Source organism: Bacillus sp. 01N45, assembly GCF_056399205.1.
This window is the reverse complement of sequence record NZ_JBFTQW010000007.1, coordinates 267,448-292,549: the sequence shown is the minus strand read 5'-3', so window position 1 is coordinate 292,549 and position 25,102 is coordinate 267,448. Positions and strand designations below refer to the sequence as shown.

At 34.5% G+C, this 25,102-nt stretch carries 30 protein-coding genes; 18 read left to right on the top strand and 12 right to left on the bottom strand.

Going from position 1 to position 25,102, the window contains the following annotated elements; translation table 11 throughout:
• The first annotated feature begins 14 nt into the window (after positions 1 to 14).
• Both kdpC and kdpDN read left to right on the top strand, forming a co-directional pair.
• On the top strand, positions 15 to 596 hold the full coding sequence (gene kdpC / locus AC1DMU_RS18695; protein WP_215558995.1) for a K(+)-transporting ATPase subunit C: 582 nt from the start codon (positions 15 to 17) through the stop codon (positions 594 to 596).
• A gap of 56 nt (positions 597 to 652) precedes the next feature.
• Positions 653 to 1,807, top strand: a complete 1,155-nt coding sequence (gene kdpDN, locus AC1DMU_RS18690; protein WP_088061988.1) for a KdpD-like non-kinase potassium sensor — start codon at positions 653 to 655, stop codon at positions 1,805 to 1,807.
• A gap of 22 nt (positions 1,808 to 1,829) precedes the next feature.
• Here kdpDN and AC1DMU_RS18685 read toward each other — a convergent pair whose 3' ends face one another.
• Positions 1,830 to 3,011, bottom strand: a complete 1,182-nt coding sequence (locus tag AC1DMU_RS18685) for an MFS transporter (RefSeq protein ID WP_088061990.1) — start codon at positions 3,009 to 3,011, stop codon at positions 1,830 to 1,832.
• A 140-nt stretch (positions 3,012 to 3,151) separates the two neighbouring features.
• On the opposite strand from AC1DMU_RS18685, the gene AC1DMU_RS18680 reads away from it, so the two are divergent.
• From AC1DMU_RS18680 to AC1DMU_RS18645, 8 genes are all read left to right on the top strand, one after another.
• Positions 3,152 to 3,613, top strand: a complete 462-nt coding sequence (locus tag AC1DMU_RS18680) for a MarR family transcriptional regulator (protein WP_088061991.1) — start codon at positions 3,152 to 3,154, stop codon at positions 3,611 to 3,613.
• Positions 3,614 to 3,741: 128 nt separating this feature from the next.
• A complete protein-coding gene (locus AC1DMU_RS18675) occupies positions 3,742 to 4,596 on the top strand; it encodes a patatin-like phospholipase family protein (protein WP_087985830.1) in 855 nt (284 codons plus the stop codon).
• 201 nt (positions 4,597 to 4,797) lie between these two features.
• Complete coding sequence (locus AC1DMU_RS18670) at positions 4,798 to 5,193, top strand: hypothetical protein (protein WP_137012262.1); 396 nt, start codon at positions 4,798 to 4,800, stop codon at positions 5,191 to 5,193.
• A gap of 87 nt (positions 5,194 to 5,280) precedes the next feature.
• On the top strand, positions 5,281 to 6,354 hold the full coding sequence (locus tag AC1DMU_RS18665) for an ABC transporter permease (protein ID WP_088061993.1): 1,074 nt from the start codon (positions 5,281 to 5,283) through the stop codon (positions 6,352 to 6,354).
• A gap of 9 nt (positions 6,355 to 6,363) precedes the next feature.
• Positions 6,364 to 7,596, top strand: a complete 1,233-nt coding sequence (locus AC1DMU_RS18660) for an ABC transporter permease (RefSeq protein WP_142291675.1) — start codon at positions 6,364 to 6,366, stop codon at positions 7,594 to 7,596.
• A complete protein-coding gene (locus AC1DMU_RS18655) occupies positions 7,597 to 8,247 on the top strand; it encodes an ABC transporter ATP-binding protein (RefSeq protein ID WP_088061998.1) in 651 nt (216 codons plus the stop codon).
• Positions 8,235 to 8,483, top strand: a complete 249-nt coding sequence (locus AC1DMU_RS18650) for a hypothetical protein (protein ID WP_088062000.1) — start codon at positions 8,235 to 8,237, stop codon at positions 8,481 to 8,483. Before AC1DMU_RS18655 ends, AC1DMU_RS18650 begins: the two co-directional genes overlap by 13 nt.
• A gap of 55 nt (positions 8,484 to 8,538) precedes the next feature.
• The gene (locus AC1DMU_RS18645) at positions 8,539 to 8,811 is read left to right on the top strand and encodes a hypothetical protein (RefSeq protein WP_000576485.1); all 273 of its coding nucleotides are present in this window, start codon (positions 8,539 to 8,541) and stop codon (positions 8,809 to 8,811) included.
• Between the two features lie 63 nt (positions 8,812 to 8,874).
• Here AC1DMU_RS18645 and AC1DMU_RS18640 read toward each other — a convergent pair whose 3' ends face one another.
• Entirely contained in the window at positions 8,875 to 10,176 is a 1,302-nt protein-coding gene (locus AC1DMU_RS18640; RefSeq protein ID WP_088062002.1) for an NCS2 family permease, read from the bottom strand.
• A gap of 203 nt (positions 10,177 to 10,379) precedes the next feature.
• Between AC1DMU_RS18640 and AC1DMU_RS18635 the strand changes: the two genes are divergently transcribed.
• The 3 genes from AC1DMU_RS18635 (at position 10,380) to AC1DMU_RS18625 (ending at position 12,431) form a co-directional block, all read left to right on the top strand.
• On the top strand, positions 10,380 to 11,246 hold the full coding sequence (locus AC1DMU_RS18635) for an SDR family oxidoreductase (protein WP_088062004.1): 867 nt from the start codon (positions 10,380 to 10,382) through the stop codon (positions 11,244 to 11,246).
• Between the two features lie 68 nt (positions 11,247 to 11,314).
• Positions 11,315 to 12,076, top strand: coding sequence for a L,D-transpeptidase (locus AC1DMU_RS18630; RefSeq protein ID WP_088062006.1), 762 nt, complete (start codon positions 11,315 to 11,317; stop codon positions 12,074 to 12,076).
• Between the two features lie 103 nt (positions 12,077 to 12,179).
• On the top strand, positions 12,180 to 12,431 hold the full coding sequence (locus tag AC1DMU_RS18625; RefSeq protein WP_088062008.1) for a hypothetical protein: 252 nt from the start codon (positions 12,180 to 12,182) through the stop codon (positions 12,429 to 12,431).
• A 34-nt stretch (positions 12,432 to 12,465) separates the two neighbouring features.
• On the opposite strand, the gene AC1DMU_RS18620 is transcribed toward AC1DMU_RS18625, so the two are convergent.
• The 9 genes from AC1DMU_RS18620 to AC1DMU_RS18580 form a co-directional block, all read right to left on the bottom strand.
• Positions 12,466 to 12,681 (bottom strand): DUF1540 domain-containing protein, encoded by a 216-nt coding sequence (locus AC1DMU_RS18620; protein WP_088062010.1) that lies wholly within the window; start codon positions 12,679 to 12,681, stop codon positions 12,466 to 12,468.
• A gap of 72 nt (positions 12,682 to 12,753) precedes the next feature.
• Positions 12,754 to 13,206, bottom strand: coding sequence for a thioredoxin family protein (locus AC1DMU_RS18615; RefSeq protein WP_088062012.1), 453 nt, complete (start codon positions 13,204 to 13,206; stop codon positions 12,754 to 12,756).
• Positions 13,207 to 13,218: 12 nt separating this feature from the next.
• A complete protein-coding gene (locus tag AC1DMU_RS18610) occupies positions 13,219 to 13,638 on the bottom strand; it encodes a disulfide formation protein C (RefSeq protein ID WP_000532264.1) in 420 nt (139 codons plus the stop codon).
• 165 nt (positions 13,639 to 13,803) lie between these two features.
• A complete protein-coding gene (locus AC1DMU_RS18605) occupies positions 13,804 to 14,052 on the bottom strand; it encodes a YhdB family protein (protein ID WP_001195461.1) in 249 nt (82 codons plus the stop codon).
• A gap of 120 nt (positions 14,053 to 14,172) precedes the next feature.
• On the bottom strand, positions 14,173 to 14,682 hold the full coding sequence (locus AC1DMU_RS18600; protein ID WP_048545771.1) for a PCYCGC domain-containing protein: 510 nt from the start codon (positions 14,680 to 14,682) through the stop codon (positions 14,173 to 14,175).
• Positions 14,683 to 14,727: 45 nt separating this feature from the next.
• The gene (locus AC1DMU_RS18595) at positions 14,728 to 15,837 is read right to left on the bottom strand and encodes a GerAB/ArcD/ProY family transporter (RefSeq protein WP_088062014.1); all 1,110 of its coding nucleotides are present in this window, start codon (positions 15,835 to 15,837) and stop codon (positions 14,728 to 14,730) included.
• 16 nt (positions 15,838 to 15,853) lie between these two features.
• Positions 15,854 to 16,936 (bottom strand): Ger(x)C family spore germination protein, encoded by a 1,083-nt coding sequence (locus AC1DMU_RS18590; protein ID WP_060487580.1) that lies wholly within the window; start codon positions 16,934 to 16,936, stop codon positions 15,854 to 15,856.
• The gene (locus AC1DMU_RS18585; protein ID WP_088062016.1) at positions 16,933 to 18,450 is read right to left on the bottom strand and encodes a spore germination protein; all 1,518 of its coding nucleotides are present in this window, start codon (positions 18,448 to 18,450) and stop codon (positions 16,933 to 16,935) included. Before AC1DMU_RS18585 ends, AC1DMU_RS18590 begins: the two co-directional genes overlap by 4 nt.
• A 127-nt stretch (positions 18,451 to 18,577) precedes the next feature.
• Positions 18,578 to 19,174: a hypothetical protein gene (locus AC1DMU_RS18580; RefSeq protein ID WP_141542708.1), complete on the bottom strand. Its 597-nt coding sequence runs from the start codon at positions 19,172 to 19,174 to the stop codon at positions 18,578 to 18,580.
• A 232-nt stretch (positions 19,175 to 19,406) separates the two neighbouring features.
• Between AC1DMU_RS18580 and AC1DMU_RS18575 the strand changes: the two genes are divergently transcribed.
• The 3 genes from AC1DMU_RS18575 (at position 19,407) to AC1DMU_RS18565 (ending at position 22,867) form a co-directional block, all read left to right on the top strand.
• Complete coding sequence (locus AC1DMU_RS18575) at positions 19,407 to 19,967, top strand: nitroreductase family protein (RefSeq protein ID WP_000214808.1); 561 nt, start codon at positions 19,407 to 19,409, stop codon at positions 19,965 to 19,967.
• 114 nt (positions 19,968 to 20,081) lie between these two features.
• A complete protein-coding gene (spoVR, locus tag AC1DMU_RS18570; protein WP_001202728.1) occupies positions 20,082 to 21,497 on the top strand; it encodes a stage V sporulation protein SpoVR in 1,416 nt (471 codons plus the stop codon).
• Positions 21,498 to 21,604: 107 nt separating this feature from the next.
• Positions 21,605 to 22,867 carry a neutral/alkaline non-lysosomal ceramidase N-terminal domain-containing protein gene (locus AC1DMU_RS18565; RefSeq protein WP_476941541.1) on the top strand — a complete coding sequence of 421 codons (1,263 nt, stop codon included), beginning with the start codon at positions 21,605 to 21,607 and terminating at the stop codon, positions 22,865 to 22,867.
• A gap of 128 nt (positions 22,868 to 22,995) precedes the next feature.
• Here AC1DMU_RS18565 and AC1DMU_RS18560 read toward each other — a convergent pair whose 3' ends face one another.
• Complete coding sequence (locus tag AC1DMU_RS18560) at positions 22,996 to 23,469, bottom strand: MarR family winged helix-turn-helix transcriptional regulator (protein ID WP_046956729.1); 474 nt, start codon at positions 23,467 to 23,469, stop codon at positions 22,996 to 22,998.
• Positions 23,470 to 23,612: 143 nt separating this feature from the next.
• On the opposite strand from AC1DMU_RS18560, the gene AC1DMU_RS18555 reads away from it, so the two are divergent.
• Entirely contained in the window at positions 23,613 to 24,197 is a 585-nt protein-coding gene (locus AC1DMU_RS18555) for a DUF3238 domain-containing protein (RefSeq protein ID WP_088062022.1), read from the top strand.
• Between the two features lie 133 nt (positions 24,198 to 24,330).
• The gene (locus tag AC1DMU_RS18550) at positions 24,331 to 24,915 is read left to right on the top strand and encodes a DUF3238 domain-containing protein (RefSeq protein ID WP_046956727.1); all 585 of its coding nucleotides are present in this window, start codon (positions 24,331 to 24,333) and stop codon (positions 24,913 to 24,915) included.
• Positions 24,916 to 25,102 lie beyond the last annotated feature (187 nt).

The following is a 25,102-nucleotide window of genomic DNA, read 5'->3' as shown; positions in this document are numbered from 1 at the left end:
GAGAGGGGAAAAAGATGGCGAAGAAACAAAGTATACTATCATCGATTGTCCGTATTACTTTTACATTTTTAGTGTTGTGCGGCCTTGTATACCCGCTTATTGTAACTGGTATTGCACAAGCGGTAATGAAGGATAATGCGGATGGAAGTCTAATATATAATGATAAAAATGAAGTGATTGGTTCTAAATTAATCGGTCAAAATTTCACAGATCCACGTTATTTTCATGGGCGTGTTTCTAGTATTGAATATAAGGCAGAAGCATCTGGTTCAAATAACTATGCACCGTCTAATCCAGATTTAGAGAAACGAGTAGAGAAAAGTATTGAAGAGTGGAAGAAACAAAATCGGGCTGTTCCGGTAACAGAAGTGCCGATTGATCTAGTGACGAATTCAGGTTCAGGGCTAGATCCTGATATTAGTCCGCAGGCAGCTTCTGTGCAGGTGGATCGTATCTCTAAATTAACGAATATTCCGAAAGAAAAGCTAAATCAGTTGATTAAAAATCAAACAGAAGGTGCTGCACTTGGCTTATTTGGAGAGAACCGCGTAAACGTTTTAAAGTTAAATTTAGAATTGCAGAAACTACTGAAATAGTAACAGTGCTACCTCAATCTAACGGATTGAGGTAGTGTTGTTTCGAAAGAAAGGTTGTGAGTGTGTTGTATGCGGATGACTATAAACCAACGTTTCAAAGGCGAACACCAGAAGAGTATTTAGAATATATTCGTCAGCAAAACCGCGGGAAGTTAAAGCTATACGTAGGAGCGGCTCCAGGAGTAGGGAAAAGTTATAAAATGCTACTTGATGCTAGAGAGATGAAAAAGGACGGTATGGATATTGTAATTGGTTTAATTGAAACGCATGGAAGAAAAGAGACAGAAGACGCAATTGCTGATTTAGAAAAGGTTCCTTTAAAAGAAATAGATTATAAAGAGAAAGTGTTTTATGAACTCGATGTAGAAGGAATTATAAAACGTGCACCACAAGTAGTTGTTGTGGATGAACTTGCGCATAGTAATATTCCTGGATCTAAAAATAAGAAACGTTATATGGATGTACAGGAATTGCTAGACGCTGGTATATCCGTATTATCAGCGTTTAATATTCAACATTTAGAAAGCGTACATGACATTGTAGCTCAAATTACGAATGTTAAAGTGCGAGAACGTATTCCAGATTTTATTTTACAAAAAGCAAATGAAATTCAGCTCGTTGATGCAACCCCAGAAGTATTAAGGAAGAGATTAATAGACGGGAAGATATATAAGGAAGAAAAAATAGAGCAAAGCTTACAAAATTTCTTCACGCTTAATAATTTAGGGGCACTAAGAGAATTATCACTTCGGGAAGTTGCCGATGATATGGACGAGAAAATTAGCCAAACCGTTATAGAACCGATTGGTGTGAAAGAAAAAATTCTCGTTTGTGTACAATACAGTTCAACAGCAGAGAAGTTAATACGAAGAGGTTGGCGTATGGCGGATCGGTTAAATGCTGAATTGTATGTATTAAATGTTGAAAGGGAAAATATAGAGTCCCTTTCAGCGGGGAAAAAGCAAACAATTGAAGAGTGGAAGTTGCTAACGAATCAATTTGATGCGAGTTTTGTTTTAGAAGAGGCAAAAGGAAGAAAGCCAGCGGATGTTATTATTGAAGTCGCGAAAAGGCTACAAGTAACGCAAATTTTACTCGGACAATCAGCAAGAACAAGATGGGAAGAAATTCGAAAAGGTTCAATTGTAAATGAAATTATGAGGCAAACGAAGTATATTGATATTCATATTGTTGCGGATCAAAGAGTTTAGAATAGAGACCATTTGTAGGTCTCTATTTTGCTTTTTGTGTGGCAGGGAAGCGTAGCAGTTTCATCGCATATAAGATTATGAGTAGAAACATAATTGCACCTATGAAGAAAATCCAAAAGTAATTTTGATTAAATAAAAGAAATCCACCTACAAGTGGTCCTGTTCCCATACCGAGATAGCGAATAAAGTTGTACATACCGATAGCAGTTGCGCGTTCTTGTACGAATTCTTCTGTTAATAAAGTAGTGTGAGTTGGCATAGAAAGTCCCATACTAAAACCGTATAAAGATGTAACGATAATGATGAATGAGATATTGATGTTATATGTGAAAGAGAATAAAGTGACACATATAATATTGAAGAAACTAGTGATGAATAAAGCTTGCTTTGTTGTGAGGCGTTTTTGCAAAAGCTTGTAGCAATAACTTCCTAACATAATAGAAAGGGACATCGGTACAAATATAAGACCAATTTCACTTGCAGTTAAGTGAAATAAATTTGTTAAAATGCTCGGTAAAAAAATGAGAAAGCAAAAGTAAATACAAAATTGAATAAAGCCAATAAGAGTAATAGAAAATCCAGTTTTATTTTTTAAGATAAACCAGTAATTCTTTTTTGCTTGCGGTTGCTTAATTACAGTGGGTTTTGTTTCTGGAAGTAGTGAAATGTTTATAATTAATAAGAGAATGCCAAGTGTAGATAAAAACAAAAATACGTATAAATGGCCATTTATACTGCCGAGATAACCACCTATAAGAGGGCCAATTGCAGGTGCGAGAGCAAGTAACATTTGATACAGGCTCATCGCCTCTCCGCGTTCTTTTCCTTCAAATAAATCACCGATAATCGTTGCTGCAACTACAGGTATAGCCGCTATTCCTATTGCTTGAACAGCTCTAAAAAAAAGAAATAAATAAACGTTCGCCGAAAAAGCACATCCGATTGAACCAATTGTACTAATGATTAAACTAGGGATAAGGATAGATTTTCTCCCTTTTGTATCAATTAAAGGTCCATATATGAGCTGCATAATTGCAAGAACGAATGTGAATAGTGAAACTGTTAAATTTACTAGATAAAGAGAAGTGTGAAAAGAAGCTTGAATCATAGGCAAGATAGGTGTGTAAATATTTTGAGCGAAGGAACCGAGTAAGGCACTCATACAGACAACGTATAAAATGAAATGTAGTTTGGATTTTTTCATTATGTTAACCTCCTTATAATTTAGTTTCCTAGGAAACTAAATTTATTTTAACATGTTTTTCTCACTTGTAAATATGAAAAAATGATTTTAAAATGGTATATAGTTAAATTGTTTCTTTGGAAACTTAGGGGGCGAACGGATTGGATCATGCAACGAAACAAATGGAAATACTTTCGGACATTCGTACACTTTTGCATAAAAAAGAAGAACATTTGAAAGGGCAAAATGAGAAGTTTCTTCGTGAGACAGGTATAAGTGGTATGTCTTTATCTGAACTACATGTGATCGAGTGTATCGGAAAAAATGCTCTGATGAATGTAACTGCTATTACGACAGAAATGGGAATGACGAAGGGTGCAATCTCTAAAATTTGTACAAAGTTGTTTCAAAAGCAATTCGTTGAGAAGATGCAAATGTTAGATAATCAAAAAGAAATTTTCTTTCGCTTAACGGAAAGCGGAAATGAAATATATAAAGCTCATGATAAATTGCATAAACAAGCTGAAGAAAAGTGGCTGCTATTGTTAGATGGATATACGGAAGAAGAGCAAGATTTTATTCAAAGGTTTATAAAGGATGTCTCCGGTCATTTGGAAATATAATTGGAAGAAAAAACTCCTTTATTTCAAGACTTTTGAATATAATTTCTAAAAGAACTCATATATAATAGAAAAAGATACTTAACATGGTGAATAATTAAAGAGTCAATATATAAAGAGGAGAGAATAACATGCTTGAAAATACGGGGTTAGTATTAGAAGGCGGCGGTATGCGTGGTGTATATACGGGCGGGATATTAGAATACTTTATGGAACAAGATTTATATTTTCCATATGTAATTGGTGTATCAGCTGGTGCTTGTCATGCAGCGTCGTATCTTTCCAGACAAAGAAATAGAAATAAAACGGTCAATATTGATTATGCATCACACCCACAATATTTATCGTATAAAAATTTATGGAGAAAACGCCAATTGTTTGATATGGAGTTCATTTTTCATGAAATTCCAGAAAAACATGTCCCGTTTGATTTTGAAACATATTTTAATAGCCCAGAGCGTTTCCTTGTAGGAACAACAGATTGTGAAACAGGACAGTCTGTTTATTTTGAAAAAGAAGGAACGAATGATGATGCACTAAATTTATTACAAGCATCTAGTTCATTACCTTTCATTGCACCTGTAGTAAATTACCGTGGTAAGCAGTTATTAGATGGTGGGATTTCTGATCCAATTCCAGTTCGTAAAGCACAGGAAGATGGGTTTAAAAAATCAGTCGTTATTTTAACGAGAAATCATGGTTACGCGAAGAAAAAGTCAAAGTTTGGATGGGTGGCAGCGAAAGCATATAAAAAATATCCGAACCTTGTGAACACGATGTTGAATCGTTATGAAGTATATAATGAAACACTTCACTACATTGAAAAAGAAGAGCAAGCCGGGAATTTATTTGTTATTCGCCCAGAAGTGCCGCTTCAAGTAGATCGTATGGAAAAAGATACAGCAAAACTACAAAATCTATATGAGCAAGGCTATGAAGATGCAAAGAGACAGTTTGCAGATTTACAGTCGTTTTTACAAAAATAAGTATTAGACTGCGGGGAAGAGTTTCTCCGCAGTCTTTTTTGTATTGCTTGCTTATCCGTTACTTTTTAAAAATGTATGAATGTTTAAGTGTTTAAAGAGTTTGTAAAACATATGGGTGTCTTATTGAGAAGAATTTACTTGAGAGGTATTATGACGATGTAGCGCTACAAAAAAACTATTTAATTTACGAGGTGATTGTTAATGAAGGGAAAGTTTTTTTCGATTACGACTTTAGTATTATTAGCAACATCAATCTCAACAAGTGCATTTTATCCAACTTTAAGTGGCCACAAAAGCGGTAACTTACTATCTTACAGAGCTCAAACGACTACGAATCAAAACGCATCTCGCTGTTCAGTAGCGATTTCTTTTATTAATTCAAAAGGAAGTTATTCATATATTGAAAGTGCTTCGGATAAATTAGGATCACATGAATCGGGAAGAGCATTAAATGCCACTGTTAGTAATGGCGCATATAACGCCTTTGGTGCAAAGGGGCTATATTCTGAGCATTATGCTAATGAGAATAATGACTATCAAGAAGATACACACAAAGGTACTTTTGATAGTAACGGTAACTTACGATTACAGTGGTAAAAAATATTAAATAGTTGTCTTTATAAATATTTGGATAAGGAGAAGGGGATGTGCATCATCTCCTTCTTATCTAAAAGGAGCAGAGACATGTATTTAGCTTTTAAAAATATAAAAAATAACAAACTGTTTTCAGTCATTCTTCTTATATCATTTTTTATTTCGTTTCTTTCTATATCAGTAGCTGCGCTTTTAACAGAATCTAAACGAAATTTCATATCTGCTTTTCAAATCGGCTTTCCAGAAAAGAATCAAACGTTAACTGTTCCGATAGCGAATACAACTGAATTGGAAGCGATAATTCCTGTCATACAAGATATTTTTGTAAAAAGTGATATTTACGTAGAGCATTTAAAAGCATTAAATAGTTCAGGTGCAATAAAAATCGTAGCTGTGAATTTAAAAGATGATTATTATTGGAAGCCATATATTTCTGAAGGACAATATTTTTATCGTGAAAATGTAAACGATATGGTTGTTGGCGATCAAACGAATGTAGAGGACTTATATGAATTTGATGATACATATAAAAAAATAGGAACTATATCGAGAAAAGACAGTGACGTCGGTGTATCAGACATATACATCCCACTTCAAAATTTACCTACTATATCTAAAAAAGGTATTATCGCGAGTAAACAATTACAATTAACAGTTGTTAATCCTACATCATCTATTCATAACGAAATAAAAAAATTTATGGGTAGGAGTAAAGAAGTGCTTTCGGGAGATGTTCAAATACTGAATGAACGAGATCTTCAGGAACTACATGTGACACATATAGATCCAGCAAATAAGTATTATTATAAATTTATTCTTGTTGCAATTGTTTCTGGCATTTCTGCGGTTTTATTTTGGATTTATAAAAAAGAAAGAGAGATTTCATTAAAAAAAGCAGTAGGCGCTTCTAATATATCTATTTACTACGAACTATATATTCAAATTTTGTTTATTTCTCTAGTAGCGATGTTCTCAGTTTTTTTTACGCTAGAAATATTTTCGGGAACAATTCATACGTATTTTCAGACATACTTATTAAAACCGTTAACACTATATGTATTGATATATAATGTTGTTTTTATAATTTTTCTTACAATATTTGTTACTGTAATTCCAATCAAGCACATCATAAATATATATCCTTCAAAACATTTAAGAACGTAGGTGGTCGTCATGTTTTTTATATTTGATTCTATACGATCTATGAAAAAACGGTTGTTACCAAGTTTAATTATAGTAATTTCTTTAATTATTGCATTTTCTTCATCTATAGAATTTATTAGTAATCTGTCGGGATATCGAAAAATGATGACGGTAGCAAATCATTTATCGACTCATAAAAATTTCTATGAACTTTATGCGACGCAAGATATAACATTGTTTAGCGAAGAAAAAGCGAGAAATGATTATCAACAATTCATTCAAGGGTTATCTAATACGATACCAATAACAAATACAACAAATTATTTGCTCCGTAACTATTCACTTAGCTTAAAAAAAGAAAATGGAACGATAAAGACTCTTATTATTGATAAAGATATTAATAAGTACTTTCATATCCGACTTTCACAAGGAAGGTATTTTGAGGAATCGGAATTTCATAAATCAGTATTTGATATTAGACCTGTTATATTAGGGGCTAATTATAAAGAGAAGGTATCTATTGGTGAGGTTATACCATCTGGAAAAATGAAGCTAAAAGTAATTGGCTTTTTAGAAAAAAATTCACCATTTACATATCCTCGGAGCGGTGAAATATCGGATAATCGTATTACATTATTAGATGACATGGCAATTTTACCAATTGGAACGGAAGAAATAGAGTTCTATAGTGTAGACCTGTTATACAATGGGTTAATTATAGAAATAAATGAGAATATAAATATAAATGAATTTCAAAAGAAAGTATTAAAGGTAACGGAAGGTAAGGGATATTCGTATTATGTTACAAATCCGAATAAATTGTTAGAAAACGAAAAGCAAGGTATTGATAATATGTCATACCCCTTATTATTAAGCGGTACAGTCTTATTTTTTTCATTTCTATCTATCGTATTAACATCAATGGCCGCACTTTATATGGAGCGTAAAAATATTTCTATTAAATCAGCGTTAGGTGCAAGTACTTTTCAAATATGTCTTCCATTTATTATTGAGTATATGTTGTTATTCATTTTATCGATATGTATAGGAATTATGCATTTTCAATGGGAGAATAGCGGAGTAATTGAAATTCAAAAAGAGCTAGAAAATAGTACCATATCTTTTTTTGGAACGTTACAAGTCTCTATAGAATCATTGGTTGTTATAGGTGCTCTATCAATTGCAATGATCCTCGTTATATATACAATCATTTATTTCAATGTACTAAAAATAAAAAATACATATATGAAAGAGGTGTTATAGATGATTCAGCTCGCAAATGTGGCTAAGGGATACGGAAAGAGTAATTTTAGTGCTTTAAAAGATATTAATCTTACAATAGAAAAAGGCGAAATGATAGCTATTATGGGACCCTCTGGTTCGGGGAAATCTACTCTCCTTAACATTATTGGCTTAATCGATAGCCCCTCTGCTGGAAAGTATTTTTTAGATGGAATGGATACGAGTACATTAAAGGCCAACTATCATAAGTATAGAAATAAGGAAGTTGGATTTGTGTTTCAGAACTTTTCACTACTAGATGATTATACAGTTATTGAAAATGTAATGCTCCCGCTTATATATAGAAAAATCTCTCATACGAAACGTATACAAATATCAAAAGAAATGCTGGAAATGGTAGGGCTGGAGAGACATATTAACAAGTATCCTCACGAATTATCTGGAGGAGAGCAGCAAAGGACAGCGATAGCGAGGGCATTAGCACAAGATACAAAAATTATACTTGCTGATGAACCGACTGGTGCTCTCGATCAAGAAAACGGAGAAAAAATTATGAGCATTTTAAAAGAGGTTCATAAACAAGGAAAAACGGTGCTAGTTGTTACACATGATCAAAAGGTAGCTGCATACTGCCAGAGGACAATACGTTTGCTCGATGGATGTATGGTATAATATGGATAAAAGTATGTGAAGAGGTGATACATATGGAAAATGTATATAAAGGTCTTAGGCATACTGGATTTACTATGATGTTTATTTTTGGTGGTGTATTTTTACTGCGCTGGTTCATTCATGATGAAATGCTACTGGATCAGCTTATTGGATTTAGTGTAGGGATGGTAATGGTTATTTCATCCGTTTTCATTCAAAAGTATAGTAAAGAAGTACAGATGAATGAAAAATATTAATAAGTTTTAACTTCTTTTATATTGTTCATAGTTTAGGAATAGTGGAGGCTTTCGTATGATTTTCTTATTTGTAGTATATTTTGTGATCATTATGACATTAGTAATTACGTTTCTTCTTTCAAAAAAATCATATAAGAAGCCTATTATTAAATATATACCAACGTTAATATTGTTTATTTTAGCTTTCATTTCTTCTGTTATGTTTGTATTGAATAACGGAATGGGAGAGCTGATAATAGCGGTATTTTTAGGGATTGCAGCGATAGTGAACGGTCTTTTACTTCTTGTATTGAAAGTAGTTCGTGTGATTGTTGCAAAAGGAAAATAGAGCATCGAAATTCGATGCTCTATTTTTTTATACATAAAAAAAAATCCCTCTTTATGAGGAATTTTAATGTGGTAAGAAAATCAATTGATAAGCGAACAAGATTCCGAATACATACACAAGTGGGTGAACAGAACGGAATTTACCTTTTGCCACTTTCATAAGTGGGTATGAAATAAATCCAAGTGCGATACCTGTTGCAATACTTGATGTAAGTGGCATGCTTAATATTACTAAGAATGCTGGGAATGCTTCATCAAATGTGTCCCAATCGATGTGGCGAACTGATCCCATCATAAGACTACCAACGATAATTAATGATGGTGCAGTAATAGCTGATACGCCAGAAACAGCACTTACTAATGGTCCGAAGAATGCTGCTAGTGCAAATAGAACAGCTACTGTAACAGTTGTTAAACCAGTACGACCACCAGCTGCAACACCAGCAGATGATTCAATGTACGCTGTTGATGGTGTTGTTCCGAACATAGAACCGATTGTTGCTGAGAATGAGTCAGATAGAAGAGCTCGTCCAGCTTTTGGAAGCTTTCCATCTTTCATAAATCCACCTTGTTGAGCAACTCCAAGTAATGTACCTGTTGTATCAAATAATGTAACAAGGAAGAATGAAAATACAACGCCGTACAATCCGTAGTTAATTACATCAGATACAGCAGTAATTGGATTGGAAACGATGATTCCTTCTGGTAATCCAGGCATTGATGTAACGCCGTTTGAGAACGATAATTGTCCTGTGAAGTAAGCGATAATACCAGTTAATAGCATGCCGATAAATAGTGCACCATTTACATTTAAAGACATAAGGACAATTGTAATTCCAAGTCCAGCTAATGCTAGTAGTACTGGAGCAGAGTGAAGATCACCAAGTCCAACTAAGTTTGCTTCATTTTTTGTAACGATACCTGTTAAACGTAAACCGATAAAGGCGATGAAAAGACCGATACCAGCAGTAATTGCATGTTTTAAGTTTTCAGGAATTGCTTCCATTAATTTTGTACGGAAAGATGTGAATGATAACAAAATTAAAATCATACCTGCTACGAATACAGCAGAGAATGCAATTGCGAAAGTCATGCCTTCATGAGCTTTTACAACAGAGTAAGAGAAGTAAGCATTTAATCCCATACCTGGTGCGATTGCGATTGGTAAGTTTGTAAAGATTGCCATAAATAATGTTCCGACAACAGCAGCGATAATTGTTGCTGTAAATGCTTGTTCAAATGGAACACCTGCATCCCCAAGGATGACAGGGTTTACGACAATGATATATGCCATTGTTAAGAAGGTAATAATACCTGCCATAATTTCAGTTTTAATAGAAGTTTTATGTTTTGAAAGGTTAAACATATAAACATCCTTTCTGTTTACGAATAATTTTCACAACAGTTATATATAATATTCGTTTTTTAACTATTTTGCAATAGTTTTGCATAAAAAGTTTACAACAATTCATATTTTGTGTCTTAAATTCGAATATTAATCGTAAAACGATGTGTGAATTTCAGTTTTTATTGTGCGCATATTATAAGGAAAAGGAGTTGAAAGAAGATATGCCACAGCAAAAAAACTTTGTAACAATGCCAGCGCAACATCAAAATAAACAACCTGGTATTGAATCGTTAATGAATCCTCTACCACAGTTCGAAGACCCAAATTATAAAGGAAGCGAAAAGTTAAAAGGAAAAAATATATTAATTACAGGAGGAGATAGTGGGATTGGACGCGCTGTTTCCATCGCTTTTGCGAAAGAGGGAGCAAATATTGCGATTGCGTATTTAGATGAGGAGGAAGATGCAACTGAGACGAAACAATATGTTGAGAAAGAGGGGGGGAAATGTGTATTGTTGCCGGGTGATTTAAGTAATGAACAGCATTGTAAAGATATTGTAGAAGAGACCGTTCGGCAGCTAGGTAGTTTGAATGTTTTAGTAAATAATGTCGCGCAGCAATATCCGCAGCAAGGGCTAGAGTATATTACAGCAGAACAGCTAGAAAAGACTTTTCGTATTAATATTTTTTCTTATTTTCACGTTACGAAAGCAGCACTTTCTCATTTAAAGCAAGGGGATGTCATTATAAATACGGCGTCTATCGTTGCGTATGAAGGAAATGAAACTTTAATTGATTATTCCGCAACGAAAGGAGCAATCGTAGCTTTTACAAGATCGCTTTCTCAATCGTTAGTGCAAAGAGGGATTCGTGTAAATGGTGTTGCGCCGGGACCAATTTGGACACCACTTATCCCATCGAGTTTTGATGAGAAGAAAGTCTCTCAGTTTGGAAGCAATGTTCCGATGCAAAGACCTGGTCAACCATATGAACTAGCGCCAGCATATGTATACTTAGCGTCTGATGATTCATCCTATGTTACCGGACAAATGATGCATGTAAATGGAGGCGTTATTGTAAATGGATAGTTTTCATTGATAAGAGCAAAGTAAAGTTAATTCCACTAATTATATTGAGCGCTAGGGGAGGGATATAGATGAAAAAATTATATTTCGTCATACTATTATTTTTCATCCTACCGGTTAGTGCTTTTGCTGATACAGATCATTTAATATTAGTGAATCTTACGACAAACCAGTTGTCTTTTTTTGAAAATGGAAATTATACAAAAACATTCCCCGTAACAACTGGAAGAGATCGTACACCTACGCCTGAAGGTAATTTTTGTATTATAACTAAATTTAAAAATAAAGAATACCATCGAAAAAAAATAGCTGGTGGTGCACCGAATAATCCTCTCGGTACGCGTTGGTTAGGTTTGGATAAAAAGGAGTATGCGATTCATGGAACAAATCGGGAATGGACGATTGGAAGCCGAGAGTCGAATGGCTGTATTCGCATGCATGACCGGGATATACAATGGTTATATGATCGGGTGCAATTACAGACGAAAGTAATCATTTCTCGTTTTCATACGAGCCCTGAATATGAAGCGAATAAGCTTGGTTACCGCGTTGTGAGCTGGAATGGTCGTAAAATAGAAGAAGAGCAAATTGGCATGCTTACGTTAGTAGACCGTGCTGATATATATTGGCAAGAACCAAATGGGCAGTTAACGAAAGTGAAAACGGTATTGCCGAACGAAAGATATGCAGTGTACTCAAAACGAAAAGATGGAATATATTATATAGGAAACAATTTGTATATTGTGGATGAAACAGGAGAAAAAATTCGTTATGAGCAAATTCCTGCCTCGACTTTAAGTAATATATATAAACGGAAATATAATGTTCCATAATGGCTACCGTATTACAGACGGTAGCTTATTTCTACTTCGAGTTTAACTGCAACTATTGTATTTTGCTGAATATAATACAGTACAGATAGGGGGCGGTTACATTATGAAAAGTGAATTTGCTTTTAAAGTTTTCTTAGTAACGACCTGTTTATTCATCGTGTATTTGTATGCGTTTCTCGTCTTTTCTTTTTATGTTCCATATTTTGATTTAATATTATTTTTCGGATTTATTTGGGCATTTGTGAAAGCGAGAGAAGGAGAGAAGAGTATATATCGGCGCATTACCTTATGTGGGACAGTTGTTCTCGTTATTTTGTACTTTTTTATCATGCATGATTTTTGGAGAGGAATGTAAAAAAAGCATACGAGTAATCGTATGCTTTTTATGTTTAATATTTAGGCTTAAATGTATGACAACAAGTTTCTACACTCGTTGCTACAGAACTTTCTAGCGTCTCGTTTGTTAAAACCGCACCTGTATACGAATCATTTGCATTCGAACCGGCCTCTTGTGCATCTGGTTGAACAACGATTGCACTTGCTTGACAAAAGTTACCTTGTCCCCAAAATGAGCAATTGGAAACAGAACATTTCACTTCTGGCATAAAACCCCCTCCTTATACATTAGTTTGGGATTTTACGCCCATTTCATGTGTAGAAGGAGTTTCCTTTTCGCATTATTTTTTTGTTTGCTCAAGCCATTCTTTTAATTTGTCTTTCGGTTGTTCCCCACTAATACGGCTTACTTCTTTGCCATCTTTGAAATGAATAATTGTCGGAGTTCCTTTAATGTTATATTCATCCCAAGGAGCATCTATTTTTTCAATATCCATAACTTTCATATCAACGTTCAAGTCTTTAGCCATTGGTACTACGACAGGAGATAGCTTTTGACAGTGAACACAAGATGTTTGATAAAAGTATACTGTTTCTTCTTTTTTCTCTTTTAAATTCTTTTGAAGATCTGAAAGAGAGATTTTGTTTGTATAGTAGTCAGGACCATTTGTTTTACTATCAGTAGCATTATCAATTTTTTGACTAGTAGCATTTTTTTCTTCCATTTGTGTGACAGCGAAAATTGCTGCAAATAAGGCGATAATAATACCACCAAATATAAGCATTTTTTTCATTGTTTCATCTCCTTATTTGTTTTTTATTACAATAAAACTACATACAGCGATTGTAATAAAGCCGATAAGTGCTAAAAACGGGATTGTAATAAAACCAAACCAGTTTATGAATTCTCCGGTGCAAGGTACACGGCCGCAAGCTGCTCCAGCAGCTGAAAATGCTGGGACTTTTTGAATTGCATAGTGATATAAAGAAATACAAGCACCGATACTTGCAATTGGTAAAGAATAACTTGCGATGCGATAATCTTTCTTTGCTACAGCGATACCAAGCCATAAAACGAATGGATACATAAAAATACGTTGATACCAACAAAGTACACAAGGCTCAAATTTCATGATTTCGGAAAAATACAGACTTCCTAGTGTAGCGATAAAAGAAGCTCCCCATGCGGTAAGTAAAGCATATTCTTGCTTTTTTTCTCGTCCCATATTTTATACCTCTCTTATAATAGTTACATACTAAATTATAGTATGAAGTAGCACAGAAAAGAAAGAAAAAATATGTTTATCAATAAAAGTTTTATAAGGGGAAACTTTTATTGATATAAACATTTTAAAAAAGCGCTATTCTCATAAAGAGAATAGCGCTATATTTTACATTTGAATTTGCTCTACTTCTTCTATATGTGACTTTTGGGATGCATGGTCAATATATTGAAATAGGAGCTGCAATTGTTTATCAACTTCTGGCATTTCTTTACTGTATTGATAAGCGTGTAAAAAATGTTCAATACGCTTAGAAAATAGTTGATCGTTCGTTTGAACCATAAGAACGAGTAATTTATCCCAATTACAGCTATACGTGTAATAGAGAGCTTTGTCATAGTCGTTATATGTTTGCACTGTGTACCCTCCTTACTGAGGAGTTATATATAGTGTGTGACAAGCAAGGAGAAATACACTTGAAAGAATTTGTTAAGAAAAAAAGCGAATGAAAAGAAAAAACGAGGAATATCCCCGTTTTTAAGCTTTTGGCATTGGCGTAGGTGTTGGCTTGCCGTAGCCCTCTTTATATTTATTGTCGATATAGTTACGAATTTCGAGCGTTGATTTTCCTTTTTGTTTCATGGAAGCAGATTCAACCGCGATTTCTAAGCAATTGACGCAAGTCGTTGCATGGGAGTCCCAAACAACTTCACCATTCTTTTTCATTTCACGAATAAAGCAGTTTTTATTATTTTTATGTCCCACACTCTCACCGCAACCACAGTAACATGGAATCCAATCTAATAGCTCTGCATTTTGCCCAGCGACAGTGTAGATATCTTTCATTTGTGGATCAAGCTTGTCTAGGAAGGTAGGAAGTGTGTCGACCCCTTTTGTTTTTTCTTGAATGTCAGCTTGCTGAGTATGCGATGCGTGGTCATGCTCTTCTTTTGATTCAGATGATTTCTTTTCATTTGTACTAGTAGCTCCGCAACCAGCAAGAATTAAACTTAGTACTGCAAGTAAAGAAAATACATATTTCTTCATACGCTTGTCCCCTTTACAAATGTATTACTCAAATTGTATCAGAGATTATGGTGTATCGGTTGAAGATTTTTTCGACGGATTTTTGAAACGCCATCGTACTGAATGGAATAGAAATAAAATTGGGATATAAGCGTATACAATATATAAACCAGCTTGAGATAGCACCGTATTTAATGTGTTGATACTTTCACGATTTGTGAAAAATAAGGAAGCTGTAAAGACCATGAAAATAAAAAATGGTAATGTGAATGTAAAGGGAATATGGAATGAACGCTTCATCGTTTGACATGATGACCAAATGGTTAAACAAAGGTTTGGCAAAATAATTAAAAACCAAACGAAAATAATAATATATTCAAAGCGTTGAATGAAAGGGACTTTAATGATTTTTAACATTGTTAAAGTAGGCCAAATCGTGTGATTTAATTGGCCCTCGCTATAATACATAAAAGATACGATGGCTAAAACTACATAAATTAAGGTACTAAAAGCAATACCTGCATGAGCCCATCTTTTTAAGGATTTTCCTTTTTCAATAAATGGATAGAAGATTAAGATTGTCTCAAAACCAAGAAACTCTAACGCAGAGTGTTTTGCAGATATAAGCATGTCAAAAGGTGAATGTGTAAAAATAGGTAAAATATTGCGGAAATGTGCATATTTCATTGGATAAATTAAAAAGAATACAACGAAAATAGGAAGAACGACTCCCCAAAAACATATTCCCGTCACAGAGCGAAATCCTCCCTTTATAATATAGTAAGTCACTAATAAAAACATAAGGGTTAGTTTCCATAACTTAATGGTAGGGAAAATCCAAACTTGTATTACTTCTATATATGTACGAAGAACAGTAAGGCAAAATAATAAGCAATAAAGAGTAAAAATTACAGAAAATATAGAACCGATCCATTTTCCAAAGCTCGTTGTATGAATGCTAATTAAATCGCCATCTTTTTCTAACATTTTTAGCATACAAAACAGTACAATATGAGTTGCAATACCTGCTATGATTAGAGATATCCAAGCGTCATAACCAGCATTTTTTAAAATTACCCGTTGATATCCTAGAATTCCTATTCCAATTTGAAGAGAATGTAACAAAACAAATGCAAAATATGGAGAGACAGTCTTTGTTTTATTCATTGTATGCATTGCTTATTTCACCTCACTATTCTCCAATTCCAGATTGTACAATGTTAATATCTAAATTTATATCCACAGCTATATTCGGGTACATATTTCGAATTTGGTTTATATTCCATTTTCTCGTATGGCTTCTAATTTCATCGCGTATTCCTAAAGGATCAATTCTCTTTTGTTGAAATTGTTTTATTAATTCTTCACAATCTTGTTCAACGTTTCGTTCAATTTGTTTTTTTATATAATTGATATTTGTTTTTTTTCTTAAATCAATCCAATTAGGGGAGTTTTTAATTAGTCCATTTAGTTTTAAATGGATTTTTACTTTTGGTATGTCACCAGTTTGATCAATATCATACTTGCTTTCCCCAGCTAAGTTTTGTATGACAACCATACCTTTATGTTTGTTCTTCTTTATCGCTGCTTCGTAACGTCCATTTTTCGTAGGGTTAATAAGTAATTTTGCTAAAACAGAATGTCTTTTATCTGTATACATAACGACTTTATCACCTTTTAAAAAAGCAAGTCCTTTGACAGCCACGGAATGATTATCGTCCATTTTAATATAAGGAACATACGCATCACATACAGAAGAGTAGTAATTATATAAAAAAATGTTTAATGTGGTTTGTGGAATGTTCTCGTTTCGTATATTTTGTTCAAGTAAATCAGCAATGTATAACGAACCATTTTTTTTTACATAATTTAAAAGCTCTTCAGCCGAGCCATCTACAATTGCTAGTTGTACATCACGCCCGATATTTGGGTCACGTTGTAAGTTAGTAATAATTTCCCCCATTCCTTGTTCTCCTAGATCTTTTCCAAATAGAACGACACGCATTTGACCTACAACTACATTGTGGGGGGATTTTGCATTTAATCGTGAAGCGATTGTTTCAAGTGAGCGGGCAGATGTTGATTGAGTTTCTGGTTTCGATTTTACACCATGTGTATACTCTGGAAATAAGATCGTTCCTTGGAATCTTTTGTTTTTTGTGATGTCAAATCCAGCAATATGAATAATACGCTGTGTATCCACTATATACGTTTGTGTACAGCCAGTTTGTAGAACAAAAAGGGGTATAATAAGGAACAATAAGAGTTTTTTCATTCATTATCACCATCACGTTTTTGCTTCGCTTTGTTCGGATTATAGCGCCATTTAGATTTTGGTCTAAGGAAAGAAGGCCTTTGTGCAGTTTGGCTAAACGGTAAACGGAAAAAACCTTCCGCTGTACCTAAACCACGAAATGGATATAAAGGTAATAAATAAGGTGATCCAAGTGATTTTAATTTAATTAAATGAGCTAAAATAAACACAAACCCGACAATAAGACCTAATCCACCAAATGCACCAGCTAAAAGAATAAGCGGGAATCGTAACAACCGAATAGTAGAAGACATTTTTACAGTCGGCGTTGTGAAAGATGCAAGAGCGGATAAAGCAACTGCAATTAATAAAATTGTACTCGTTAAAGCGGCTTCAACAGATGCTTGCCCAATTACAATCCCGCCAACAATACCAATTGTTTGTCCGACTTTCGTCGGTAAACGTGCTCCCGCTTCACGAAGCAATTCGATTGTAATCTCTAGAAAGAGTGCTTCTAGAATAGGCGGGAAAGGTACGTTCGCTCTCGAGAAAATAATAGGTCCTAGTAAATCAGCAGGAATCATTTGATAATGATATGTTAAAGCCGCTGTATAAATAGCGGAGGAAAAAAGAGAAAATATAGCTCCGAAAAAACGGATAACGCGAAAGAACGATCCAATCATCCACGGTAAATAATAATCTTCTGGTGAAATGAAAAAATCTAGTAACGTTGTCGGTCCTAATAAAGCATATGGAGAGCCATCTGTTAAAATTAAAACTTCCCCGTTAATTAATGCAAATACTGCTCGATCTAATCGTTCTGTAGGTAATAGAACAGGGAATGGTGAATTGCTATTATCACTAATAAATTGCTCAATCATAGTCGAATCAAAGGGAACATCAAAGTCAATGTCTTCTAGTCGTTGTATTGCAGTGTTGATAAATTGTTCATTTGTAACCCCTTCAATATAAGCAACTGCTACTTTCGTTTTTGACATAGATCCAACGATAACTTCTTTGAAAATGAGTTGCTCCGTTACAATATTTCGGCGCAATAAGTGTATATTTGTATCAAGGTTTTCAACGAAACCGATTTTAGGTCCAATTACGCTATACTCATTTTCTGTATCGTTATATAATCGTGTTCCTAAAACAGTACTTTCGGCACGAATTAAAGCATATTGATCGGGATTCGAATTGCTTTTTAAGCGTACTAAAATATATCCACCTAATAATTTCTCACGAATATCATCAATAGAGGGAGAGGTAATAATATCTTCAATGGAGACAATATTACATAGGTCAGAGATATTTTGAATATGTTCTGATTCCTTTTTCATAGGAGTTAAAATAAACTGTTTAATAATAAGTGCTTCCACGACAGATTTATAATAAAACAAGCATAACGTTTCATCTTCAAGTACGTTATAAGATACAAAATCGCTAGATTCTTTCATGGTATGTATAAATTCTGGAATAGAACAAAGTGGTTTTGCCGTAGTCTTTTTGGATTTTTCAGATGAGAAACCGAACATTTTTACACCCCCTGACATATAGCATTTACTTATGTTAGTTTTTGGGAAAGGCGGGAATTTATACTTGAAAATTGAAAGTTCATAAAGAAAAGGAAGGGTATTGGGAATCCCTTCCTTTTTTGGCGTATTAATTTGTTTTCTTTTCCTTAATAGACTTCACTAATTTAATCATTTCTGCTCGTATATCTTCTTTTTTTACATTTAATTTTTCTGCAATTTGTTTAATGTCCATTCCGTCTTTTTTCATTTTTAGTACATCATCAAGAGGAGTGTTACTTTTTTGAGAGATGATTGTTAATACCGTGAGCTGACGTAATCCGATATTATAATCTTTCATTTTTTGTTTTAGGCCGTCTGGTGTAGATTTTTGCATATTTGCTAATTCTTGCAGCAGTGCTTTTTTCGTCTCTTTATTCATATGATGCTTTTTTAATTTACTTGGATCTACACCGAAATGCTGGGCTGTTTTCTCCCAAGATTTATTTTGCTTATAGTAAGCTAAAACGTCTTTTATTTCTTTTTTACCGATTCTTGCAATGTGAGCAGCTTTCCAAATTTCATGTTTGTTATAGCCGAGTTTTTCGAGCGACTGCATTTCTTCTTCTGAAATAGGCTTATGATGGTGCAATGTTATTTCTTTTGGCGTGGCAGCGAAAGTAGGGAAGACGGTTGCCCCGAATAATAATGTTGCCATAGTCATACTTACTGCGATTTTTTTGTACATATAAACTCCTCCTAGATGGATAATGTGGAAAACTGTACACATATCATTTCCATAAAATGTGAAATACTTGTGAACAAGTTAAGTTTTTTTATTCACAGTATAAAATGACGTTTTTGGAAGTTTTCCAACATAAAACATTGATTAATAGTAAAAAACTAAGGTATAATCGAAATTGAAAATCAATATCAATAACAAATGTATACATATAGATGAAAATAAGGGAGAGAAAAATATGACTACATATACTTCCATCGCAAATGTGATTAAAGAAAGACGCTCTGTACGTACATTTACAGATAAAGCTGTAGATAAAGAGTTATTAATTGAACTATTAAACGACGCAACATGGGCACCGAATCATAAACACCGTGAACCATGGAATTGTAAATTATACATTGGAGAAGGCCGCAAAAAATTAGTAGATGCAGTATTAAACTCTTTCACAGAAGAAGAAAGAGCGAAACGAGGCAAAATTTTATCAGATCGTTTCTTAAGCACGCCGGCACAAATTGTTGTTTATATTAATGAAGATCCACGTCAAATTCAACGCGACGAAGATTACGCTGCAACATGTGCATTTATGCAAAACTTCCAACTGCTTGCTTGGGAACGTGGCTTAGGTTGCGTTTGGAAATCAGGCGGATTAAACTACAATCCATTATTTATAGAAGGACTTGGTTTAACAAGAGGTCAACGCATCGTTGGAATTCTTCACCTTGGCTATTTCGATAAAGCACCAGAAGGAAAAGCTCGTACGCCGATTACGGAGAAGATGGAGATTATTGAAGGTTAATAGATGAGACATTCTCGTTTTTATGAGGATGTCTTTTTATTATGCAATCAATCCTCATGAAAGCTTGTTCCTCATCATACACTTTCTTAAGGGAAAGTGTAAGGAGGGAAAATAATGAGAGCAAGTGAAGATAAAGCGCTGCAATATGCGATTGCGGAAATTACGGAAATTGCGACTGGATTTGGGCTTGATTTTTATCCGATGCGTTATGAAGTATGTCCAGCGGAAATTATTTATACATTTGGTGCATATGGGATGCCGACGAGGTTTTCGCATTGGAGTTTTGGAAAGCAATTTTTCAGAATGAAATTACAATACGATTTAGGACTTAGTAAAATTTATGAACTCGTTATTAACTCTAATCCATGTTACGCCTTTTTATTAGATACGAATTCTTTAATTCAAAATAAATTAATCGTGGCGCACGTTTTAGCGCACTGTGATTTCTTCAAAAATAATATTCGTTTCTCTAATACGAAACGCGATATGGTGGAGAGTATGGCAGCGACAGCAGATCGTGTGAAGGCGTATGAACATAAGTATGGAAGAGAAGAGGTAGAAACGTTCTTGGATGCAGTACTTGCCATTCAAGAACATATTGATCCATCGCTTATGCGTCCGAAACTTGCTTGGAGTATTGGAGATTTAGAAGAGGATGTAGAAAAGAAAAAGATATCACAGTACGATGATTTATGGAATTTAGATGATCGAAACAAAAAGAGGGAACGACCTAATATGCATAAAAAGAAGAAAATCCCACCGCAGCCAGAAAAAGATTTACTCCTCTTTATTGAAGAATATAGCCGTGAGCTAGAAGAGTGGCAGCGCGACATATTAACGATGATGCGCGAGGAAATGTTATATTTCTGGCCACAGCTTGAAACGAAGATTATGAATGAAGGCTGGGCTTCCTTCTGGCATCAACGCATACTTCGTGAAATGGACTTAACATCTTCTGAAGCGATTGAATTCGCAAAGCTTAATGCAGGTGTAGTTCAACCATCAAAAACAAGCATTAATCCATACTACCTCGGTATTAAAATGTTCGAAGATATTGAAGAACGTTACAACAACCCGACAGAAGAAATGAAGCGACGCGGTGTAAAACCAGGATCTGGTCGAGACAAAATTTTTGAAGTACGTGAAATTGAGTGGGACGTATCGTTCTTAAGAAACTACTTAAATAAAGACCTCGTAATGAGAGAAGATATGTACTTATTCCAGCGCCAAGGAAAAGAATATAAAGTGATTGATAAAGAATGGGAGCATGTGCGTGATCAACTTGTAAATATGCGTACTAATGGAGGTTTCCCGTACTTAGTAGTAGAAGATGGAGACTACTTAAAGAATGGGGAATTGTACATTAAACATAGCTATGAAGGAATTGAACTAGATTTAAAATACTTAGAAAAAGTATTACCGTATCTTCATCAGCTATGGGGAAGAACGGTGCATATGGAGTCCATTGTGGAGAGTAAGGGCGTTGTGTTTTCTTATGATGGGAAGATGGTGCATCGGAAGTATGTGTGATGAAAAGAACGGACATAGAATGCTATGTCCGTTCTTTTTTATTTGGAACAAGGTTAAATATGCTATTCTTGAAAAAGGGAGTTACATAGAGAAATGGAGCGATTCAAATGAGCAAAATAGGGGTATGCAAGGTGGATATTACGCCGCCTGTCGGTATTGATTTTGTCGGATACCATAGAGAGACAGGAATAAATAATATTGAAGAGCGTATTTACGGGACGGTCTTTGTATTTGAAAAAAATGAAATGAAAACGGTGTTTATAAGTGTTGATAATATTGGGATGTTAGTAGAAGATACGAATGTTATTCGTGAGCGAGTAGCTAGTAGGCTTCATGTGCCATTTGAGCGAATAACAGTTGTTTATACACATACACACTCTGGTCCAGAAACAGTCGGTGAGCAATCTTTAGTAAAGTCGTATAAAACGATTTTAGTAAATAATGTAGTGCAAGGTGCGGTTACTGCGGATAACAACTTGAAGCTCTGTGAAGTTGGCTGGGGTGTTACGACAGGTGATATTGGGGTCAACCGAAGAGAGAGAACATCTGATGGAAGAGCAAAGATGGGAACAAATATAGAGGGTGTTGTAGATAAACGAATTGGTATGTTAGCCATAAGAAATGCTGAAACGAAGGAGCTATCTGGGATTGTAGTATTTTGTACGGCTCATCCAAATGTTTTAAAAGGTGATAGTGATGTGTTATCAGCGGATTATCCTGGAATGACGAGAGAGGTTCTTGAGAAGATAGTAAACTGTCCTGTTATTATTGTGCAAGGGGCTGCTGGTAATGTAAATGCGAAGTATCGCGGTTCAAGAGAAGCATTAAAGAAAATGGCTTACACACTTAGTGGACATGTATTAACGATGTTGCCAACAGTTACATACAGCCCAATTGTAAATTTAAGAACGATTTCGAGTACGATGCAAATGAAGTTGAAAGATATTCCTGAAATGAATGAGATACGAAGCATGGCTCGATTGGCCGAGAAGCAGTGGGGGATGAATACGGATGAATGGCTTACTATCATTTTAGAGAAATATAAGCAAGGTATTCGGCAGTTACGTATTGATTTAGAAGTTCAACTGTTTCAGGTTAATGATGGTATGTTCTCTGGTATACCGATGGAACCTTTTTCAGAAACTGCGTTAGAAATGAAAGAGAGTCTTCAAAATGAACTAGCTTTCTTTGGTGGATATACGAACGGATATATTGGTTATTTACCTACAAAGGAAGAGTTTGTATATGGTGGATATGAAGTGGAATTAAGTCCTGTCGTATATGGGCCAGCTACAAATTTGTTGATGCCACCGGAGGAGAATACGGCGAGTTTGATTGTGCAGAGAGTTATGAAATCATATAATGTTTAAAATATAGACTTTCATGTATTTAATATAAAATTTAAAAGAAACAATAATTATTAATAAAACTGTAAAAAACGAATCCATTTTGAAAAAGAATAATCAAAATGGATTCGTTTTTTATATGGAGTTTTTGTTTACCAAACAGGGCGTATATTTGATGATAATTTTCCTGTATTTTTTTTAGTAACGAATGTTGTTAAATCTTCTTTAAGCATTTGCATTCGTTCTGCACCTATGTTTTCAATCCATCGCTGTTCTATTTCAGCTATTATTTCTTCTTTTGCTTTCATTACTGACAAACCACGTTCGGTTAAAACAATGATCTTACCTCTTTTATCAGTAGGATGCGTTTTACGTGTAACGTAACCACTACTCTCAAGAGAATCTATCATTTTACTTACAGCTTGTTTGGAAATCCCTAAATACTCAGCTAGTTCTATACCAGTTGCTCCATTAGGAAGAATGCGTTTGAACATAAAACCATGTGCTGGCCTAATATCTTCAAATCCTAATTCACTTAATTTTTCATGTAGTTCAGTAATTAATGTACTGAAAGATAATGATAAAAGTGAAGTAAGGTCTAGTTCGTTAAATGTTGAATGATCCATGTATATAACCTCCGTAATTATAGTCAATTAAGTTGACTACATGCGAAACCTATTGTACTATACGGAATATAGTCAATCAAATTGACTATATTCCGTATAGTACAAATAATGATTTATATAAATAGAATCAATGGAGGTTTCACATGGTTAATATCGTTAAAATTAGAGGGAGTGTATTTGCACCATATGCATCGCTGGAACCTATTAAGGATTCTGCAACAGGAAGGGTGTTTGAATATGCTGGAGATGCACGTGAGTTTACACCATACGCTGTGAACACAAAGCGTTCAAGATTAGAACAAGAAGTGAATATTGATTTTTATAAAAAAGAAATTTTCACATATGCAGATGCTTGTATCGTCACTGTGAAGATTACAAATCCAGATGGCTCAATTGAGTATCAAAAAGGAGAAACAAGTACAGAAAGCATTGTATGTACAAATATTGTATGGAGTGAAGATGAAGTTTCATTTGAAATGAGAGCAAGTGCAAGTAATCCGTTAAACACGACAGCACCTGCAGCTGACTATTTTTTGACTATACGAGTTAATGAATGTGGTACTGTGCATGTTGAAGGTGTACACGATGGTTTCCCTTGCTATGAATTTTATAAACAAATAGACTTTGGTTCATTTGAATTAATATACACACATGATTTCAGAGAAACGGATGATACCCCAGCAGCACTAGCTGGAGAAATGGAATATAGTTTTAAAACGACAATCTAATAAATATAGCGCTATTTTTCAGAAGGAAGTAGCAAACGTTAAAAGAGAAATCTATTGATTATGGGACCGAAATTGTGATCTGTTTTACTCAATGGTATGCAGTATTTAAAATAAAATTATAGAGGTGTTTCTTATGACTAATATCGTTAAAATTAGAGCCAGTGTATTTATTCCAATGTCTTGGACTGAAGCTAAGAAGGATATGGAAACGGGAAAAGTAATCCAATTCGAAGGTGATTCCCGTGAATTTACACCGTATGCGGTAAACGCTATGCGCTCTAGAGTTGAGCAAGAGGTAGTAGTGGATTTTTATAAAGAAGAAGTGTTTTCATATGCGGACACGGGTATTACGACAGAGAAGGTTACAAACCCAGATGGTTCGGTGAATAAAAGAACAGGAAAAGCGAGTACTGAAAATATTGTGTGTACGGATATTGAATGGAATTCTGATGGTGTGCAATTCAAAATGAGAGCAAGTGCAAGTAATCCGTTAAATGTGTATGCTCCTCCTGTGGACTATTTATTAACTGTATGTGTGAAAAAGGATGGTAGTATCGATATTCAAGGAGAACATGATGGTTTCCCTTGCTATGAATTTTATAAGCAAGTAGATTTCGGTTCATTTGAACAAATTTATACACATGATTTTAGAGAAACTGGTGATACACCTGAAGCGTTAGGTGGAGAAATGGATTATCGTTTTACAAAGATTTTATAGGAAGTATGACAAATTACTTCATTCGTAAATGAATTCAGCCGTCAAAAATAAGTATTACTCCATACTACGCCGCCTTTAGGCATGGATTTAATCATACAGAAAGGAACCTGGAGATAGCTAGGTTCTTTTTTGTTTCGAATTTGTGAACAAAAGATATATATATTGAAAATGATTTTTGTATATTTTA